Genomic DNA, 20,665 nt, shown 5'->3' on the forward strand with positions numbered 1-20,665 from the left:
CGAGGTAAATAGTAATATTAATCTACTAGTAAAATTTCAACTCAGTTTTCAAAATACTCTTCCCGTAAAGATGCCGTATTGTGTCCCCATTAACTCCAAGCTTTAATAGTATCAATTTCTTAATTTATCGGGCTAATTCCGTTTGACCATTTTTATTTATCTTACAATAAAAATTGTTTTCATGGTTAGTACTGATACGCTCTTAGATTTCTTTTTAGAAACTAGAGCCCATACCGAGGTTATTTGTAAGCCTCTTGAAATTGAAGATTATGTGGTACAACCGATAATTGACGTTTCCCCTCCAAAATGGCATCTAGGTCATACAACATGGTTTTTTGAAGAATTTATTCTAAAAACATACGATAAATCATATCAAATTTTTGACGAAGATTTTTCTTTCGTATTCAATAGCTACTACGAAACCGTGGGTAAACGTGTTGTTCGAGCAGACCGTGGCAACCTATCCAGACCTTCTGTAAAGAAGGTGTACGAATACAGGCATTATGTTACCGAAGCGATGAACAAGTTGCTAGAAACAAACTACAACAGCACACTTTTAAATGTTCTAGAAATAGGAATACATCATGAAAAACAACATCAAGAATTACTTCTTACAGATATTAAATATATTTTAGGGAATAATCCTCTTTTACCGAAATACTCTGATTCTATCCAAGAATACACTACCGAAAAGGAAGTTCAAAATTGGATTGGAATGAGTGAAGGTATTTATGAAATAGGTCATAATTCTACTGATTTTTGTTTTGATAATGAATTAGGCAGGCACAAAGTTTATATACATGACTATCAAATTTCAAATAAACTAGTTACGAATGCCGAATATCTAGAATTCATAAAAGCCGATGGTTATAAACGTTTTGACCTTTGGCATGCCGCAGGTTGGGATTGGGTTCAACAAAATAAAATTACCTCACCTTTATATTGGCACATGATTGATGGAGACTGGCATTACTATAGTCTTAAAGGATTAACCAAGGTAGATTTAGAAGCGCCTGTAACACATATTTCATACTTTGAAGCATTTGCCTTTGCTCAATATAAAGACTGCCGTTTACCTACTGAATTTGAATGGGAAGCCGCACAAAAGCTATTTAATTGGGGACAACGCTGGGAGTGGACAGAGAGCGCCTACCTACCCTACCCTAACTATAAAAAAGTTGATGGTGCCTTAGGTGAATATAATGGCAAATTTATGGTCAACCAAAAAGTTCTTAGAGGGAGTTCTATTGCCACACCAAAAAATCACGCAAGGCATACCTATCGCAATTTTTTTCAAACAGATTTAAAATGGCAGTTCACCGGTATTAGGTTAGCTAAATAATTACGACATATAACGTATGCAAGACATAAAAACGACACTTACCAGTACCTCTGAGTTTGAAAAAGAAGTATATACAGGCTTGACGGATTACCCTAAACACCTGTCTTCCAAGTATTTTTACGACAAGAAAGGTGACAAGCTTTTTCAAGATATTATGGCTATGCCCACATACTATCTAACGGACTGTGAGTATGAAATCTTAGAAGATAATAAAGAGGAAATTACAAATTTATTCACCGAATTTGGAGTTTTCGACCTAATTGAACTTGGTGCAGGAGATGGTAAAAAAACCAAAATTCTACTCAAAGAATTTAGTGACAAAAATGTAAATTTCACTTATATACCTATCGACATTAGCGATAATGCATTAAATCAACTTCATAATTCAATTGAAAAGGAATTACCAAGAATTAAGGTTCAGCCTTTTCAAGGAACTTATTTTGAAGCATTAGAGGACATAAATAGTCGTAAGAACAGAAAAATAATTTTATTCCTAGGCTCTAATATCGGCAACTTAAAACATGACCAAGCAAAAGGGTTTATGAAAAAAATTCAAGAATTAATGGAGCCTGAAGATTTACTTTTTATGGGATTTGACCAAAAGAAAAATCCGCAGACTATTTTAGATGCCTATAATGATCAAGAAGGTGTTACTGCTGCATTCAATAAAAACGTACTTGCACGAATTAACACGGAATTAAATGCAAATTTTGATCTAGAACAGTTTCTGCATTGGGAAGTCTACAATCCTGAAACAGGTTCTGCAAAAAGCTATTTGGTTTCCAAAATTGAACAGAAAGTAAGAATTGAAGCACTAGATTTAAATATAGCTTTTAAGTCATGGGAAACCATACATACAGAAATTTCGCAGAAATATGATGATGAAATAATTAATTGGCTTGCAAAAGAATCTGGCCTAGAGATGACAACAGCTTACCAATCTAAGGCATATGGGTATAAAAATTGTATCTTTAAAAAAGTTTAATCCATCATAAGTATTTAATAAAAAAGCCTGCTATTTACAATAGCAGGCTTTTTCTATATTGACAAACTTAGTTTACAGTTCTAAAACAGCATTTTCAGATCCAGCAAAATCATTCCATTGAAAACGATCAGCTTCAGCATCATTAACGTATTCTCCATCCACAATATATTTGAATTCAAATGTATTCTCTTTTGGAAGATCGAAAGTTCCTTTGAAAGAACCATTCTTTTGTTTCTTTAATTCGCTCTTTTTTGCGTTCCAATTATTGAAATCGCCTACAACAGCTACTTTTTTTGCATCGTCGGTAGGTACTGTAAAAGTAACCTTACACACTGGCTTGGTCTTTAGATATTTTTTTGCAATTGCCATGATAATTAATTTAATATTTAAGACAAAACTAGCATAATAAAACACTCATTTCCAACACGTAAGAGATTTTTATGAATTCCGTAATAATTAGGCAATTAATAATCATTCAATGAAATATAATCCTACAAAATTAATTTATTAGGAATCTCTACTTATCTGTTTTTAAGATTTTTACAATTGTATCAATGTCCGCTTCTGTGTTATAAAAATGAAAACTTAAACGCACCCCATTTCCCCGTTGGGCACAAAACACATCATTGTCTATTAATTTTTGAAAAGTTGCTGCATTCGCCTTAATATTGAAAATGGTACTGTGATTTTTTCTTCCGACTACCTCATCTGACAAAAGCCCTAATTTTTGAAATTCCCCTTTAGCATACTTAGATAATTTACGGTTATGTTCAGAAATTTTATCCATTCCTATTCTTTCGAAATACTCTACAGAAAATTTTAAACTACCGAAATTCAAAGATGATAGATGACCAGGCTCAAAACGTTTAGCAAACCTAACAGCATCCATTTTACCCAAATCACCATCAGCAGCATTAAAGCCAATATTATTCACTGAAAATTTATCTTTAATTTGGTCTGAAAACAACATAAAACCATTTCCATAACCCGCCAACAACCATTTGTAAGCACTGCTCCCTAAAACATCTATTCCAGAATTATCAAAATCAAAGGTAGTACTACCGCAAAATTGTGTACCATCAGCTATGATAATCAAACTAGGATATTGGTTTTTCAATGCTTTCAAAAAATTAAGATCAATAGCAAACCCGTTAAGCCATTGTACTAGACTAAGTGCCAAGACATCAATATGCTTATTTTCAACCGTATCTTTAATTTGCTCTTCAATGGTAGCGGTCATTTGTAAATATTCGATATCAAAACCTCTATTCTCAAAACCCCAATTAAGCGAGGGATAATCGTTTTCTATAAGCAGTATTTTCTTCTTTTGATCCAACCCTTCTAACAATACGTTAAGTCCGGTTGAGAAATTATTTACTAAGGCTACGTTATTTCTTTTACAATTAAAAAAATTAGCCACTGCTGAACGAGTATCTGAGACCACCTTTAAAGATTTCTCTCGCATATCGCTGCCATATATCAGAAAATCCAAATCATGCTCTTGTCTCCAATCTAACAGCGATTCGTACAACAAACCATATACCGCTGTATTTGCATATATTCCTTTTCGTAAGACGGGAAATTCCTTTCTAAATTTTTCCATTAGTTATAGCGTATTGTACAATTCCTGTATCTTTATACCAAAGATAAGAAGAGTATGTTTTCTAAAAATAAAAACACCTCCAAATTAGATTTAGAACAGCATGAGTTATTAGAGAATGCTCAGAAAAGGGTTCGCCAAAAGAAGCGCCTATACACCCATTTTGTTGTCTTTTTGGTTGGTAGTGTATTCCTAGTGCTCATCAATAAAATTTTAAAATACGGACAAGAATATAACTGGTTTATTTGGGCCATTACTTTTTGGGCTTTCTTGTTTGTCCTTCACATTTTTAATGTTTTCATAACCAATAAATTTATGGGGCAAGATTGGGAACGTTCTCAAAGAGAAAAATTAGTACAGAAACAAAAAGAGCGAATTGCCGCAATGGAGAAGGAGATTGAACGAGAACATGAACTACAAGCCCCTATAGAAATAGAACCTAAAAAAAAATTGCTTTGAAAACACTTATAATGATTGCCGCGGCAGCTGAAAATGATGCTCTGGGTAAAGACAATGATTTACTTTGGCATTTGCCAGATGATTTTAAACGATTTAAAAAATTGACATCTGGACACAAAATTATTATGGGCAGAAAAACCTATGAAAGTTTTCCTAAACCCCTACCAAATAGAACTCACATTATAATTACCAGGGATAAAAATTATACTGTAGCACATAAAGAATGTATAGTAGTTCATTCTTTAGATGAAGCTATTGATTTAGTTAAAGAAGAGATTGCATTTATAATTGGTGGTGGAGAAATCTATAAGCAAGGAGAAAAACGTTCTGATAAAATAGAGCTTACTCGTGTGCACGGTACTTTTACAGATGCTGACACTTTCTTCCCAGAAATTGACGAAGAATTTTGGATGCTGACCAAACAAGAATTTCACCCAACTGATGAAAAACATAAACTATCTTTCACTTATTTAACCTACATAAAAAAAGCCGACGCCCTTAAAAGTCTTTGAACGAAATATTGATATTAGATTTAGTAGTATTTAAAATAGTAGCAAGTACATTTACATCTCCATTGGTATAAAATTGATGCTTACCCAATTCTACTTTACTGGTCAATAAATCATATTTATCTAAAACCATTTTTGTTTGCCTGGCAACTGCCTGACCAGAATCTATTATAGTAACATGTTCTGGAAGCATTTTTTTTAACATAGGTATGAGATAAGGATAATGAGTGCAACCTAAAACTAAATAATCCATTCCCTTATCAAGCATTGGCATTATGTACTGTTCTAAAAGTTGATACAATTGATCACTTTCTAGATTACCATTTTCAATCATCTCTACTAAACCAGTACCTCTTTGCTCTAATACCGTTATACCTGCAGCGTGATTTTTAGATGTACTGTGAAACAAACTGCTAGACAAGGTCCCTTTAGTTGCCAATACCCCTACTATTTTAGATTTACTATTTATAGCAGCAGGCTTTATCGCGGGTTCTATTCCAATAAAAGGTACACTATAATTATTCCTTAAATAATCTATGGCATTAGTCGTTGCCGTATTACAAGCAACGACTATTAATTTACAGCCTTGGCTTAATAAATATTCTGTATTCTTAATACTCAGCTCTAGTATTCGTTCTTCAGATTTTTCACCATAAGGTGCATTCTTACTATCCGCAAGATATATACAACTTTCATATGGCAAAAGCTCTTGAATCTCACCCCAGATAGATGTACCTCCAATACCAGAGTCAAAAATACCTATATGCCTATCATCCATATTACTCTAAAACCTCTATTATAGGTGTGCCAGTGGTACCACTTGGATAAGAAATTCCTAATAGGGCAGAAATTGTTGGAGCTATATCTGGAATCTCAGTACGTTTAATTGTTGATCCAGGCTTAATTCCTTTACCATAAAACAATAAAGGAGCATGAGTATCATAAATCTGTGGTGATCCGTGTGTAGAACCTGTTGTATTATAAGAGATAAAACCAGGCTTTAATACTAAAAGCACATCTCCCGATCTCTTTTGATTATATCCGTTTTGTAAAATATATGGAATTCCCCTAGTATACTCATTGTTCCACATTTGATCAGCCGTATAGACTTTATCAATACCATCGTATCCTAAATATTCTTGCGCTATTTCAGCTTGAACGTCTGCTAAATTAAGATCTAAATTTTTTACAATTTTATGATCTAAAAATAATTGATTATTAGAATGGTTTTTAACAATATCCTCTGTGCCATAGGTATATTTCAAAAACTCGGAAAGCCTTGCTGCATTTGCTTTATTATCGATATATCCTGCAGGTATTTTTTGATCTTTTAAATATGTGGGAACTTCTATAGCAGCATGATCAGCTGTCAAAAACAAAGTATACTCACCCTCACCAACATTTTTATCCAACGCTTTAAACAATCGCGCCAAATCTTCATCCAATCTTAGATAAGTATCTTGAACCTCTTTTGAATTTACTCCGAACATATGACCAACATAATCAGTACTAGAAAAACTAACCGTCAAAAAATCTGTAATTTCATCCTTACCTAGACCTTCATTCTTCAAAGCCTCTATGGCAAAATCTGCCGTCAAGGAATTTCCGTAAGGTGTTGCTTTAATGATATCGAATGCCTTTGTCTTATCTAAAAGTTCTGCCGTGTTGTGAGGAAATGAAGTTGTTATTTCATCCTTAAACTTTCCTTCATATAGATTATTATCCGTTCCACTCTCTATGTAATCCTTAATATCCCTAAGAGTGTTCCATTCTTTTTTATAAGATTGCGCTTTACCAGAAGAGTTAAAGTCATTTACCCATTTAGGAAGCTCGTTCATATAGTATGTACTTGTAATCCATTTACCTTCATCTGCGCCATGAAACCAATATGCAGCATTAGCTGTATGACCGCCTGGTAAAACCGCTCCTCTATCTTTCAATGCTACAGCAATAGTCTTCCCCTGCATTTGTGTACTTAAACGTAACTCATCGGTTATTGTGGTAACGGTCATTCTATGTGGAGACATTTTCCCTGCATTTGATGAAGTCCCTACAGAAGTATAAGCATCATCGCCAGCACAATAAACACTAGCATCTATTTCTTTGTCGTACCAGTCATTACCAATAATACCGTGTGTAGACGGGGATGCGCCTGTAAAGACAGAAGTATGCCCAGGAGCCGTACTTGTTGGCGCATAATTAAAATGATTGTTTTTACAATTAAAACCTTGCTCAATAAGTTTTTTAAATCCGTCGTCACCAAAACCATTATAGAAGCGCGTCAAATAATCATATCGCATTTGATCTACTATTATCCCCACTACCAATTTTGGTTTCACCCTTAACAAATCGTCACTTGTATTGTCTTTGTTTTTCTTCTGCGCAGTTAATCCGTTAACTAACAACAAAGTCCCAATAAACAATGAAGTAATAAAATATTTTTTCATTTTCATACTTATAAGATTGAAACGCAAATGTAAATAATTTACCCCTTTAAAGATTAAACTCAGGTTAAATCAAGTCCTTTATTGTTATTTTTACAATAAGAAATCTATTTTTAAAGAATGAACTATTTAGCATCTGTAGGAAGCTATGCAATTATGATCCGCGAGGTTTTTAAAAAACCTACGAAATGGAGAATAATGAAATCCCTAATATTCAAGGAAATAGATGAGTTAATATTCAGCTCATTGGGTATTATTATATTCATCTCCTTTTTTATAGGTGCCGTTGTAGCCATACAAACTGCGCTTAACCTTACCAACCCGTTAATTCCACGAAACCTGATTGGCTTTGCCACTAGGCAATCGGTTATACTAGAATTTGCACCCACATTTGTTTCCATTATCATGGCGGGTAAAGTAGGTTCTTACATTACGTCTAGTATTGGTACAATGCGGGTTACAGAACAAATAGACGCCTTAGAAGTTATGGGCGTTAACTCTCTTAATTATTTAGTTTTTCCTAAAATTATAGCAATGCTATTTTACCCTTTTGCAATTGCTATTTCTATGTACGTTGGAATATTTGGCGGATGGATGGCAGGCGTGTTTGGGGGATTCTTAACCAGTGAAGATTTTATAACAGGACTACAGTCTGATTTTGTTCCTTTTCATATTGCATATGCCTTTGTCAAAACCTTAATTTTTGCATTTGTAATTGCAACGATACCATCTTTTCATGGTTTTTATATGCGTGGGGGAGCCTTAGAGGTAGGTAAAGCCAGCACAACTGCTTTTGTTTGGACAAGTGTTGTAATCATCATACTAAATTATATTTTAACCCAACTTTTACTAGGATAATGATAGACGTACGAGACATACATAAATCTTTTGGCGAAGCTCATATTCTTAAGGGTATTACCACAACTTTTGAAAAAGGAAAAACTAATTTAATTATTGGACAGAGTGGCTCTGGGAAAACTGTTTTTCTTAAATGTTTATTAGGTCTTTTTGTCCCTGAAGAAGGAGGTATAGCATATGACGGTAAATTATATTCTGATCATACCGATGATGAAAAACGTGAATTAAGACAAGAGATGGGGATGGTTTTTCAAGGCAGTGCCCTTTTTGATAGTATGACGGTAGAAGGTAATGTTATGTTCCCTTTAGAAATGTTTACCAACCAGTCGAAGTTGGAAATGAAAGATCGAGTTGATGCGGTATTAAAGAGAGTTAACCTTATTGATGCACATCATAAATTTCCTTCCGAGATTTCTGGCGGTATGCAAAAACGTGTTGCTATTGCACGTGCAATTGTAATGAATCCAAAATATCTTTTTTGCGACGAACCAAATTCTGGTCTAGATCCCAAAACAGCTATTCTTATAGATGACCTCATCAAAGAAATTACAGAGGAATATAATATTACAACTGTCATAAATACACATGACATGAACTCTGTAATGCAAATTGGAGAGAAAATTATCTTTCTTAAAGATGGGTTATTAGAGTGGGAAGGTACCAAAAACGAAATTTTCAAAACCGATAATGAAGCGGTAACTAATTTTGTCTACTCATCTGACTTATTTAAAAAAGTGAGACAAATGTACATTCAAGAACAAAACTAATCTTTGGGCATCTCTTTTATCTGAATATTCTTATTGTTCAACCTAAGACGCAACCAATCTTGCAGCTTATTCATATCCTTTACCGTTTCTGCTCTTTTCGCTTCCTTTTTCCAAGTCACTTCAAATAAAGGTATACTATCGGTTTTAGTAAAATCTGTTGAAATTAAATATGCATAACCTATGCGATCCAAATTCTCGTAATTTGTTTTTGCCTCTAGACTAATCTCCTTAAAAGGAATCTGATTGGATGATATCTGGTTTAACCTAACCAATTCACTTTCTAAAAGCTGAATTTTCTCATCTTTACTCGTCAAAATACTTTTCTGAGATTCGTATAGCTCATTAACGTATTTAAGCTCGTTTGCTTCGTCACTTTTAGAACCTTGAACAACAGCAAGCTCAGTACCTTCAAGTTGTTTAAATTCTGCCATTTGAGTTCGCCAAGTAGCAATTACATTATCGGGTATACCTTCATTACCCATAAAAAATAATTCAATTTTAGAATTACCATCATCGTTGTATATGACTTCACTAAAATCTTTTAAAAATTTACCTTCTCCAGAAAATTGGTAAGGCACAATTTTTTCTGTAATAAAAGTTTCGGCATCTCTATTGAATAAAGATTTTTTGAACACACTATAAAATGTAAAACCGGCCGGTATCATCACTAAAATTGCCAATAGGGAAGCCAATCTTCCGATCAATTTTCTCCTTTGCGAATTCACATAGCGAACCATGGGAAAACGTAAAAGCTTAATGACCAAAAAGGTTGCGAGTGCTATAAAAATAGTATTGATAATAAACAGGTACATTGCCCCTGTTGCATAAGACCAGTTACCTATTGCCAAACCAAAACCTACGGTACACAGCGGAGGCATTAATGCAGTAGCAATTGCTACACCAAAAATAACACTGGCAATAGTTCCTTTTTTTGCACGAGCAATTACTAATGCCAAACCACCAAAAAATGCTATTAAAACATCTCTAATATCGGGTTCTGTTCTTGCTAAAAGCTCAGAAGACTCATCCCTCAAAGGAAAGAAACGATAGAATAAATATGCAGTTATTACACTTAGAACCACCATTACGGCAAAATTCTTCAATGACCTTTTTAACGTATCAATGTCATTGATTGCCACAGACATACCTATACCTAAAATAGGCCCCATAAGTGGAGAAATTAACATCGCACCGATTACCACCGCAGTAGAATTGGCATTGAGACCAATAGATGCAATAAAAATGGAACAAATCAAAATCCAAGAAGTATGCCCCTTAAAAGGAATATCAGCAATAATAGCTTCTTTCGTAGCCTGCTGATCTGTATTGGTTCTAATATCCAATAATTCAGACAAAAACTTTTTAACGCTACCTAAAAGACCTTGAAAATCTTTTTTAACTTCAGTACCGCCATTGCTCTCGTTACTGTTAGGGGTAATATTATCTTGATCAAGATTGTTTTCCATACTTAAGCGAATTCATCACCAAAGGTATCCTTTACCTTATTTAAAACTTGTTTTATATCTTGTTCCTTTGACTTAGGATAAATCAAAAGTACTTCATCTTTATCAACAATGATGTAGTCTTTAAGACCATCCACAACAACTACCTTACCTGCCTTAGACCTTATCATGTTACCACTAGCATCTTCTGCCAGAACCTTGGCATTTACTACGGCATTATGATTTTTGTCTTTATCTAGTTTATCATATAAAGAACCCCACGTACCTAAATCGTTCCAATCAAATGTTGCTTCCTTAACATAAATTGATTCAGAATTTTCTAAAATAGCATAATCGATGGAAATATTTTCAGCTTTAGGATAATTCTCTGATATAAATTTCTTTTCATCATCTGTATTGTAACACACTAAACCATCTCTGAATAATGCATATTGTTTAGGCTGAAAATTTTGAAACGCGTTTACAATTGTTTTTGCACTCCACATAAATATACCTGCATTCCAAAGAAAATTTCCTTGAGCTAGAAAATCTTTAGCCGTTTCATAATCTGGCTTTTCTCTAAATTGATTTACCTTTTTAAGTTGGGCTTTATCTGTCTTATTATATTCTATATATCCAAAACCAGTGTTTGGAAAAGAAGGCTTTATACCTAACGTACAAAGAACATCTTCAGTTTCACACTTTTTAAAACATGCCGTAACATCCTTTGCAAAGGCATCCTCATCTTCAATCCAATGATCACTAGGCGCCACTATCATTACAGCATCTTCGTTCATTTTTCGAATCTTCATCGCTGCATATAAAATACACGGCGCTGTATTTCTCATAGCAGGCTCAAGAACTACTTGCTCTTGCTTTACCATTGGAAGCTGTTCTAATACTAAATCATTATAGCGCTCATTGGTAAGAATTAAAATATTCTCGGCAGGTACAAACTTATTTAATCTCTGAAATGTTTTTTGAATAAGCGTGGTTCCCGCACCCAACATATCATGAAATTGTTTAGGATTTTCACTTGTGCTTATAGGCCAGAATCTTGACCCCACTCCTCCTGCCATTAAAACGGCATAATAATTTTTATTCATGTCAGCTTTTTATTAATTCTACCTCAGCATTGGGTTGAAACAAAAACATCCTTCCCGAAGATATTTCTATACACTCATAACGCTTGGTTCGTTTATTTCCTTTTTTAAATATTTTCCCGTTATAGATACGAAAAACACACCCTATCGGTAATTCGTAAACGTAAGTTTTATCTGATTGTTGTTCATCGAATTGTTTTAAAGCAATAGCCAACTGAGCATCTGTACCGCTGCTAGCTTTAGGGTTTTTAAAATGCCTAGCTAATAATGGTAAAAGTTGTGCAGGAAATATTTCTGGACGTATGAACGGAAGCATTAAATGCTGAAAGGTCTTTTTCCACTCTAAGCCATGTGGTTTTATATTACGACCATACTTCTCAAAAGCTATTAAATGAGCAATTTCATGAATTAAGGTCATCAGAAATCGATATTTATTCAAAGATGCATTGACTGTAATTTGATGATTACCATCTTTTCGTCTTCTATAATCGCCATGACGAGTTACGCGCTCATTCACAATTTTCAAATGAACGTGACTATTTTTAATTAGTTCAAAACAAGGACTAACTGCTAATTCTGGTAAGTATTTAGCTAAGGTCTGTTGCATTTTACGGAGTACTGCTGCTTACTTGTAGTATTTTACCATTGTACAATTTTTGCCCTTTTAAGGCGAAATCCATTATGTATTCTGCCATTTCTACGGCACTTACAGGTGCTTTATATCCAGGAAATGCTTCTTCTAACATTTCAGTCTGTACTGCGCCCAACGCCAATGCATTGAAAGCCGGACCAGTTTCTTTAAATTCTTCAGCTAATAATTCGGTTAATGTAAGAACTGCTCCCTTACTAGAACTATATGCTGAAAGCCCTGGAAACTTAGCACTTCCTTGAATACCACCCATAGAGCTTATGGTTAGTACGTGACCCTCTTTATTCATAAAAGGCAAAACTAACTTAGTCATAGAAGCGACGCCAAAAACATTGACCTCATAGACAGATTTAAATTCTTGGTCTGTTAACTCAAGAAAAGGTTTATTAATTAATTTACCAGCATTATTAATTAGCGCAGAAACAGTACAATCATTTTCCTTTAAAAATTTGAACAACTTATCTTGATCTTCTTTTGAAGATACATCAAAAGGAAATGCTTCAATGTTTTCATGTTTAAGACTATTAATAGGTTTATCATTTCTTGATAGCGCCAAAACTTTAAAACCTGCATCAGCAAATAACCTACTCAACTCAAAACCAATTCCTCTACTAGTACCAGTTACAATAACGTATTCCATTAGTTATACTTTACTTCTTTAATAGGTGAATTAATAATACCCGTAAGCACAGGTATAACATCATTTACAACTTTTGCCATATAATTATAATCCATCAACGAGGCTTCATCACCTACCTTATGATACTCACCAAAATTGGTAAAATCAAAAGAACTATATGTTTGAGAAGGCACGTTGAACGCATCATGAAATGGAGCATTATCTGACCTTCTAAACAAATTAAATTCTTTAGCTTTTGGAAGAAAACCAACTAATTTTTTATTCGCATATCTGTTACTAACCTCGGCTAAATTAGAAAGCTCATAACCCGTTAAATACAAGCTATGGTCCTTATCTACCATAGGCACACCAACCATCTCAAAATTTAACATAGCGTATAATTCAATATTTTCATTTTTAAGCTTCTCGGCTAAATGTTTTGAGCCCATTAAGCCCTTTTCTTCTGCTGAAAATAGCGCAAAAACTATACTTCTCTTATTGCCCTTTAATTTACCAAAATACTTTGCAAATTCTAATACGGTAGTTGTTCCTGACGCATTATCATTAGCTCCATTGGCAATTGTATCACCATCATTACCACTTATTATTCCAATATGATCATAATGCGCAGCTATAATAACAATCTCATTCTTTAGTTTTTCGTCGGTACCGGGCAAAAAACCCACTACATTATATGCCGTACCATCACTATAATTATATAAAGTATCTCTATAAGATGCAAAATATGGAGCTATATTATACTCTTCAAATACATTTTGAATAAAATCTGCCGCCTTAGCTATCCCGTCACTTCCAGTGTCTCTACCCTGCAGTTCATCAGAAGTCAAGAAAGACATAGATGTTTCAATATCACCAGACGTTGTAAAACTACCAGTACCTGTCTTTAATGCTGATATTTTACTTTCCGTTTTTTCAACAGTTGCATTAGTAACAACCTGACCCTTTACACCTTTTGGATTGGTAGGATTTAAAACTGTTGACTGATCAACTTTTGCTCCTCCACAGCTTAAAACTAAAAAGCTAAGAAATACTGTACTTATTTGTTTCATATTAAAATCAAATTTAAAATCTAAAGATAAAAAAAAGCATCCCGTTGAAAGGATGCTTTTAATAATTCTATTTTAAAACCAATATTCTATGCTAGCATAGTAACAGGATTCTCTACAAAATATCTTAATGTCTGAAGGAACTGAGCGCCTACAGCACCATCAACAGTTCTATGATCACAAGCAAGTGTTAATTTCATAGTATTACCTACTACAATTTCGCCGTTTTTAACAACAGGCTTTTCAACAATTGCACCTACAGATAAAATAGCTGAATTAGGTTGATTGATAATACTTGTAAATTCAAGTATACCGAACATTCCTAAATTAGAAACCGTAAACGTGCTACCTTCCATTTCTGAAGGTGCTATTTTTTTGTTTCTAGCTTTACCCGCTAAGTCTTTAACAGCACTACCAATCTGTGTTAAACCTAATAAATCTGCATGCTTCACCACAGGTACAACCAAACCTTCGTCAACAGCTACGGCAACACCCATATGAATATGTTTATGTTGTTTTGTTGTATCTCCGTTCCAAGAAGTATTTACTTGAGGATGCTTTCTAAGTGCCATAGCACAAGCTTTCAACACCATATCATTAAATGATACTTTAGTATCTGGCAAGCTATTAATTTGAGCACGAGATGCTTTAGCGTTATCCATGTCTACTTCAATCGTAAGGTAGAAATGTGGCGCATTAAATTTAGAATTCCCCAATGCTTTGGCTATAGCCTTACGCATATTAGAATTCTTAACTTCCTCTGTCCCTTCTTCACCAGATGGCAAAGCCATAGAAACCGGTTGTGAAGCAATTGCATTTTCAGTTTTTACACTTGGAGCCGCAACTGGTGCAGGACTTGCACTTGGAGTATAATTCTCTATATCTTTTTTAATAATTCTACCGTTATCGCCAGAACCAGAAACCTTTGCTAAATCAATACCTTTATCAGCCGCTATTTTCTTAGCCAAAGGAGATGCAAAAATTCTTTCTCCATCTGCAACTGATTTTGAAACCTCATTATTATCGGATGCAACAGAAGATTTCTCTTCTTCTTTTTCAGTATTATTTGAGACACTCTTTTTAGCTCCACCAGATTTGTTACTTAAAACAGCATCAACATCTGTACCTTCCGGACCTATTACCGCTAAAACCGCATCTACAGGAGAAGATTCACCTTCTTGTATTCCTATATACAACAACTTACCATTATAGAAAGACTCAAACTCCATTGTAGCCTTGTCTGTTTCAATCTCCGCTAGTATATCCCCTTCTTCTACATCATCACCAACTTTCTTCAACCAACTAGCCACAGTACCTTCTTCCATGGTGTCACTTAAACGGGGCATCTTAACTATTTCAACTCCTTCAGGAATTTCACCACCGCTTTGTACTTCTTCAGAATTATCTTCGACTACGACTTCTTCTTCAGCTGATTTTGTTTCTGATTCAGAAACTGATGCACCACCACCTAACAAAGCTGAAATATCTTCACCTTCGTCACCGATAATTGCCAACAAACTATCAACAGGAGCAGTATCACCTTCTGGAATACCTATATGTAATAAGGTCCCTTCATTGAAAGATTCGAACTCCATCGTCGCTTTATCAGTTTCAATTTCAGCCAGTATATCTCCTTCTTCTATTTTATCTCCAACGCTTTTTAACCATTTAGCTACCGTTCCCTCTTCCATGGTATCGCTTAAACGGGGCATATTTACTACTATAGCCATCTAATTATAATTTATGTTGAACAAATGGAAAATCCTCTTGTTCGTAAACCATATCATATAATTGGTTTACTGGTGGATAATCTGATTCTTCTGCAAACTTCTCGCACTCCTTAACCATAGCTTTGACATTCTTGTCAATTTCTTTGATTTCAGCGTCTGTTGCATAATTATTTTCTTTGATAATATCCAATACTTGAGTAATTGGATCTATCTTTTTGTATTCTTCAACTTCATCCTTCGTTCTATAATGCTGTGCATCTGACATTGAATGACCTCTATACCTATAAGTTTTCATTTCAAGGAAAGTTGGTCCGCCTCCACTACGTGCTCTATCAATAGCTTTACTCATTTCTTGAGCAACAGTAACAGGATTCATTCCATCAACCGGTCCACAAGGCATTTCATAACCTAAACCTAATTTCCATATTTCTGTAGAAAAAGATGTTCTTGCTACCGAAGTACCCATCGCATAACCATTGTTTTCACAAATAAAAACAACTGGTAATTGCCATAACATAGCTAAGTTAAAAGTTTCATGTAACGCTCCTTGTCTTACGGCACCATCGCCCATGTAACACAAAGTAACATTATCTCTACCTGCATACTTATCGCCGAAAGCCATACCCGCACCTAAAGGAATTTGCCCTCCTACAATACCATGACCACCATGAAAACGATGTTCTTTTGAAAAAATATGCATTGAACCACCCATACCTTTTGAGGTACCGGTTACTTTACCAAATAGTTCTGCCATAACCATTTTAGGATCAACACCCATACCAATTGGTTGAACGTGATTTCTGTAAGCGGTTATCATTCGGTCTTTGGTTAAATCCATTGCATGAAGTGCACCAGCCAAAACAGCCTCTTGCCCATTATACAAATGTAAAAACCCTCTTACCTTCTGCTGAATGTATACAGCAGCCAATTTGTCCTCAAATTTTCTCCAAAATAGCATGTCTGCATACCATTTTAAATATGTTTCCTTGGTGATTTTTTTCATCAATTTTAACTAAAGGTTTAAATTCTTAATTGATAACCAAGGTAACATGACCAAGGTATACAAGAAGAGCAAAAATACACATATAAATGAACCGATAAAAATAATAGAAGCAAATCCATTAAGAAATTATATGCTTAACAAATAAAGTATATAACGTGTTTATTTACAATACTTTTTTGCAAAAATCATCAATTAAGAAAGCTACTATTAAATCCTAACGGCAATAAATCTGCTAAAGAATTACACTCAATAACACTACCAGTCTCTCCCATTAATAAAATTCTTATAGGTTCCCCTTGTCTAAATTCATACTCAGAAATTGCTTGTCGGCAATTACCACAGGGCGCGGCAGGCTCATTAACTTCATGATTTAAAGATGCCGCGGTAATTGCAATAGCCTTTATGTGCATACCTGGGTATTTAGCTCCAGCATAAAAAACAGCCACCCTTTCTGCACATAAGCCCGACGGATAAGATGCATTTTCTTGATTATTACCCTCTATGATTTCTCCATTATCCAATAATACAGATGCACCTACATTAAAACTTGAATAAGGGGCATATGCTCTTTGCCTAGCATTAACAGCCGCTGACATTAAAGTTTGATCCGCATCATTTAATTCATTAAATGCATCGTACACCGTAACATCAAAACTTATCTTCTTTCGGTTAATCATATGTTTATTTTGTTTTTCAATCTACAAATATAAATCTGGTGTCGTTAAAAAAACACCATAAAAATATAAGTACATAAAAAAACCTGCTTTTAGCAGGTTTTTAAAATATAAAATCTTTAAAATTAATCGTTGTAAAACTCTTCGCCTAAATTAAATGTAAGAGAAAAACGAAGTGTATTTTCCAATGGATTTCTAACTTGAGAAGTTGAAAATAAGTATGACAAATCTACTTGTGCTGCTTTAAATTTAAATCCAGCCCCTAAGGTAAAGAACTTTCTAGACCCTTTTTCTTCGCTTTCATTAAAATACCCTGTCCTTAACATGAAAGCATCTTGATAAGTATACTCAGCTCCTAAAGCCCATGTAAATTCCTTTAATTCCTCACTAAATCCATCGGGGGCATCTGAAAAAGAATTAAAAATACCGCTGAACCCACTTTCATTTTGGTAAATATCATTATCTGCAGCATCCACATCTCCGTCACCATCATAATCCTGAGGTGTTGGCACAAGTAATTTACTGAATTCTGTAGTGACACCAATTACGTTGTCCTGATCTAAAATAAAATCAAAACCACCACCAACACTTAATTTACTTGGCAAAAAGTTTTCTTGACCACCTTCATCATATTGAATCTTACCACCAATATTAGAAAGATTAAAACCACCTCTCCATCTACCATCAAAATTATTATAGGCAATTTCCCTAGACCTGTAGTAACCCGCTACATCTACTGCGAATGAACCGGCCGCTTGAGAATCTTCCGATCCATTCTGCGGTAATTTTAAGTTAGACCTTATATATCTACCACCGACAGCCATTGAGAAAGTTGGACTTAACTTTAAAGAATATGAACCATCTAATGCTAATTCATTAGGTTTTGCTATTGTTCCTGGATCATTGGCAAATTGTCTCAATTCTATCTCACCCAATGTAAAATAACGTAAACTAACCGCAAAAGCACTTTGATCATCTAGCTTGTTATAAAAGCTGGCATTTAATAGAGATATATCCGTAATTATACTTTCTAAATATGGGGTATAACTAACACCTATTCCCATTTTTTGCTCAGCAAAAGCAAATTTAGCAGGGTTCCATTGTTGAGAAAAAGCATCTGTAGAAGTTGCCACACCCATATCTCCCATACCTGCAGATCTAGCGTCTGCCGCAATTGTCAGAAATGGAACAGCCGTAGTAATCACACGCTGATCATCTTGCGCAAAAACTTTACCGATAATCAATACAAAGAAAATTATTGAAATTTTTCTCATCTTAAAATAGTTCTTTAAATTTTTAAAGGTGAAATATAGTGATTAACCTATTTCGAGCTCTTATATTTTACATGTAAACGCACATTTTCCCGTTATCTTGCATGAATATCTATTTTTTACAAAATTTTATTCCCACCTTAAAAGTATAAGTATTCTTTCCAGTAATTTATTCCAAAAACATATAGTTACATATTCATTCTAAAAGAAATATTTAAAACCATACTAATTAGCTGTTTTAAGCGTTTACCTATTTAAGCGAGCCTAAATTTATTGACAGTTCGATTTGAGATTTTTAAAATTATTTTCAATTATAAAATATTCTCATAAAAACACCGTTCTATTGAGCGAAAGTGACAAACAAATTAAAAGAAATTACAGTATCATATTTCTATAGCGACCAAACTACTATAGTATATGAAAATTGAACTCAAGTCCTAATTATGAAAAAACATTTAATAAAAGTTGTACTCTCATGCACGGTAATCGTAGGAGGATTAACAGTTAGTAGCTGTTCTAAATCTTCATCTTCAAAAAACACGTCTAGAGCTACAGGTTGGAAAATAAATGCCAAGGAAGGTGGTTTTCAATACAATACCGATTTTAAAGAGCAGGAAACCGCTCCAGGATTAGTATTTGTTGAAGGTGGTACTTTTACCAAAGGTAAAGTACAAGATGATGTTATGCACGATTGGAACAACACCCCTACATCGCAACATGTACAATCTTTTTACATGGATGAGACAGAGGTAACCAATGTAATGTATTTGGAATACCTTGATTATTTAAAGAGTGTTTACCCTCCAGAAAATCCTAAGTACACGAATATTTATGTTGGTGCTTTACCAGATACTTTGGTTTGGAGAAATAGATTAGGCTTCAACGAAACAATGACAAACAATTACCTTAGACACCCAGCATATGCAGAATACCCAGTGGTAGGTGTAAACTGGATTCAAGCAACACAATTTGCTGAATGGAGAACAGACCGTGTAAACGAGGTAATGCTAGAAAGAGAAGGTTACTTATCTGAAGACGCAAAATATCAAGCCGCTACAGGAGAAGTACAAGGTACTTTTAGTACCGAAGCTTACTTAAACAGACCAGAATCTGTTTATAATGGACAAATTGATTCTCTACAAGGAAAAATGAAAAAGGATAGTACGTCCGCTTTCGCAAAAAGAAGTAGTGGTATTATTATGCCAGAATACAGACTACCTACAGAGACTGAATGGGAGTATGCTGCTCAGGCTCAAGTTGGTCAAAGAGAATATAACAATTACAGAGGTAGAAAAAAATATCCTTGGGAAGGTGATTACACTAGAAACGGACAACGTGTTGGTAGAGGTGATCAGTTAGCTAACTTTAAGCAAGGTAAAGGTGATTATGGCGGAATTGCAGGTTGGTCTGACGATGGTGCCGATATTACAGCACAAGTAATGTCTTACAAGCCAAATGACTTAGGTCTTTATGATATGGCTGGTAACGTTGCAGAATGGACAGCTGATGTTTACCGACCAATAGTTGATGACGAAGTAAGTGATTTTAACTACTACAGAGGTAATATATACATGAAAACCGCTATTGGCGAAGATGGAAAAGTAAACATCTTAAGAGATTCTATTGTATATGATACTTTACCAAACGGAAAAGTAGTTGCAGTAAATTTACCAGGTGAAATAAAAATGGTACCTGTTGATGAAGAAGAAACTTATTTAAGAACAAATTTCTCTTCTAGCGATAATAGAGGCTACAGAGATGGTGATTCTGGTTCATCAAGATTTTATGACAGATTTAATGATGGTGAAGATGAAGACCCAAATAAGAAAATGTATAACTCTCCTAAGCATTCGGTTGAAAGAGATTCATTAGGAAATCTTGTTAAAGGTTATGATTCTTCAAACAATAGAACTACCTTAATTAATGATGAAGTTAGAGTTTACAAAGGTGGCTCTTGGAGAGATAGAGCTTATTGGTTAGACCCTGCGCAAAGAAGATACTTGCCTCAATATATGGCTACTGATTACATCGGCTTTAGATGTGCAATGTCTAGAGTTGGTTCAAAATCAAAAACAAAAAACAAAACAGTTAGAGGAAAAAAAGCTAAATAATTTTTCTCTTTACGAACTAAAAAAAGCCCTTT

The 20,665-nt window shown here is 34.4% G+C and carries 20 protein-coding genes; 7 read left to right on the plus strand and 13 right to left on the minus strand.

The window, feature by feature from the left end; translation table 11 throughout:
* Nucleotides 1-181 precede the first annotated feature (181 nt).
* A complete protein-coding gene (egtB, locus tag P178_RS0120960) occupies nt 182-1,342 on the plus strand; it encodes an ergothioneine biosynthesis protein EgtB (RefSeq protein ID WP_027068084.1) in 1,161 nt (386 codons plus the stop codon).
* A 16-nt stretch (nt 1,343-1,358) separates the two neighbouring features.
* Nucleotides 1,359-2,327 carry an L-histidine N(alpha)-methyltransferase gene (gene egtD / locus P178_RS0120965; protein ID WP_027068085.1) on the plus strand — a complete coding sequence of 323 codons (969 nt, stop codon included), beginning with the start codon at nt 1,359-1,361 and terminating at the stop codon, nt 2,325-2,327.
* Between the two features lie 72 nt (nt 2,328-2,399).
* Here egtD and P178_RS0120970 read toward each other — a convergent pair whose 3' ends face one another.
* Nucleotides 2,400-2,696, minus strand: a complete 297-nt coding sequence (locus P178_RS0120970; RefSeq protein WP_027068086.1) for an isoamylase early set domain-containing protein — start codon at nt 2,694-2,696, stop codon at nt 2,400-2,402.
* Nucleotides 2,697-2,844: 148 nt separating this feature from the next.
* The gene (locus P178_RS0120975; RefSeq protein ID WP_027068087.1) at nt 2,845-3,930 is read right to left on the minus strand and encodes an aminotransferase class V-fold PLP-dependent enzyme; all 1,086 of its coding nucleotides are present in this window, start codon (nt 3,928-3,930) and stop codon (nt 2,845-2,847) included.
* A gap of 54 nt (nt 3,931-3,984) precedes the next feature.
* Here P178_RS0120975 and P178_RS0120980 point away from each other — a divergent pair, with 54 nt between their 5' ends.
* Together P178_RS0120980 and P178_RS0120985 are read left to right on the plus strand one after the other, a co-directional pair.
* Nucleotides 3,985-4,386, plus strand: a complete 402-nt coding sequence (locus P178_RS0120980) for a 2TM domain-containing protein (RefSeq protein ID WP_027068088.1) — start codon at nt 3,985-3,987, stop codon at nt 4,384-4,386.
* 11 nt (nt 4,387-4,397) lie between these two features.
* On the plus strand, nt 4,398-4,898 hold the full coding sequence (locus P178_RS0120985) for a dihydrofolate reductase (RefSeq protein WP_036147275.1): 501 nt from the start codon (nt 4,398-4,400) through the stop codon (nt 4,896-4,898).
* On the opposite strand, the gene murI is transcribed toward P178_RS0120985, so the two are convergent.
* Both murI and pafA read right to left on the minus strand, forming a co-directional pair.
* Nucleotides 4,885-5,673, minus strand: coding sequence for a glutamate racemase (murI, locus tag P178_RS0120990; protein WP_027068090.1), 789 nt, complete (start codon nt 5,671-5,673; stop codon nt 4,885-4,887). The genes P178_RS0120985 and murI overlap by 14 nt on opposite strands.
* 1 nt (nt 5,674) lies before the next feature.
* On the minus strand, nt 5,675-7,342 hold the full coding sequence (pafA, locus tag P178_RS0120995) for an alkaline phosphatase PafA (protein WP_027068091.1): 1,668 nt from the start codon (nt 7,340-7,342) through the stop codon (nt 5,675-5,677).
* A 117-nt stretch (nt 7,343-7,459) separates the two neighbouring features.
* Here pafA and P178_RS0121000 point away from each other — a divergent pair, with 117 nt between their 5' ends.
* A complete protein-coding gene (locus P178_RS0121000) occupies nt 7,460-8,197 on the plus strand; it encodes an MlaE family ABC transporter permease (protein WP_027068092.1) in 738 nt (245 codons plus the stop codon).
* Complete coding sequence (locus tag P178_RS0121005; protein ID WP_027068093.1) at nt 8,197-8,964, plus strand: ABC transporter ATP-binding protein; 768 nt, start codon at nt 8,197-8,199, stop codon at nt 8,962-8,964. Before P178_RS0121000 ends, P178_RS0121005 begins: the two co-directional genes overlap by 1 nt.
* Here the strand turns inward: P178_RS0121005 and P178_RS0121010 are convergent.
* From P178_RS0121010 to porV, 9 genes are all read right to left on the minus strand, one after another.
* Nucleotides 8,961-10,430, minus strand: a complete 1,470-nt coding sequence (locus P178_RS0121010) for a DUF389 domain-containing protein (protein ID WP_027068094.1) — start codon at nt 10,428-10,430, stop codon at nt 8,961-8,963. The two genes, P178_RS0121005 and P178_RS0121010, sit on opposite strands and share 4 nt — an antisense overlap.
* Before the next feature lie 2 nt (nt 10,431-10,432).
* Entirely contained in the window at nt 10,433-11,512 is a 1,080-nt protein-coding gene (locus tag P178_RS0121015) for a mannose-1-phosphate guanylyltransferase (protein WP_027068095.1), read from the minus strand.
* Between the two features lies 1 nt (nt 11,513).
* Entirely contained in the window at nt 11,514-12,116 is a 603-nt protein-coding gene (locus tag P178_RS0121020) for a SprT-like domain-containing protein (RefSeq protein ID WP_027068096.1), read from the minus strand.
* 1 nt (nt 12,117) lies between these two features.
* The gene (locus P178_RS0121025; protein ID WP_027068097.1) at nt 12,118-12,798 is read right to left on the minus strand and encodes an SDR family NAD(P)-dependent oxidoreductase; all 681 of its coding nucleotides are present in this window, start codon (nt 12,796-12,798) and stop codon (nt 12,118-12,120) included.
* Entirely contained in the window at nt 12,798-13,847 is a 1,050-nt protein-coding gene (locus tag P178_RS0121030; RefSeq protein ID WP_027068098.1) for a M28 family metallopeptidase, read from the minus strand. Before P178_RS0121030 ends, P178_RS0121025 begins: the two co-directional genes overlap by 1 nt.
* Before the next feature lie 86 nt (nt 13,848-13,933).
* A complete protein-coding gene (locus P178_RS0121035) occupies nt 13,934-15,574 on the minus strand; it encodes a pyruvate dehydrogenase complex dihydrolipoamide acetyltransferase (RefSeq protein ID WP_027068099.1) in 1,641 nt (546 codons plus the stop codon).
* A 4-nt stretch (nt 15,575-15,578) separates the two neighbouring features.
* Entirely contained in the window at nt 15,579-16,577 is a 999-nt protein-coding gene (gene pdhA / locus P178_RS0121040; RefSeq protein WP_027068100.1) for a pyruvate dehydrogenase (acetyl-transferring) E1 component subunit alpha, read from the minus strand.
* Nucleotides 16,578-16,765: 188 nt separating this feature from the next.
* Nucleotides 16,766-17,251, minus strand: a complete 486-nt coding sequence (cdd, locus tag P178_RS0121045; RefSeq protein WP_027068101.1) for a cytidine deaminase — start codon at nt 17,249-17,251, stop codon at nt 16,766-16,768.
* 125 nt (nt 17,252-17,376) lie between these two features.
* Nucleotides 17,377-18,525 carry a type IX secretion system outer membrane channel protein PorV gene (gene porV, locus P178_RS0121050; protein WP_027068102.1) on the minus strand — a complete coding sequence of 383 codons (1,149 nt, stop codon included), beginning with the start codon at nt 18,523-18,525 and terminating at the stop codon, nt 17,377-17,379.
* Nucleotides 18,526-18,965: 440 nt separating this feature from the next.
* Here porV and gldJ point away from each other — a divergent pair, with 440 nt between their 5' ends.
* Nucleotides 18,966-20,633 carry a gliding motility lipoprotein GldJ gene (gene gldJ / locus P178_RS0121055; protein ID WP_027068103.1) on the plus strand — a complete coding sequence of 556 codons (1,668 nt, stop codon included), beginning with the start codon at nt 18,966-18,968 and terminating at the stop codon, nt 20,631-20,633.
* Nucleotides 20,634-20,665 lie beyond the last annotated feature (32 nt).

Origin of the sequence: Maribacter sp. Hel_I_7, assembly GCF_000688315.1 — a bacterium.
Lineage (GTDB): Bacteria > Bacteroidota > Bacteroidia > Flavobacteriales > Flavobacteriaceae > Maribacter > Maribacter stanieri.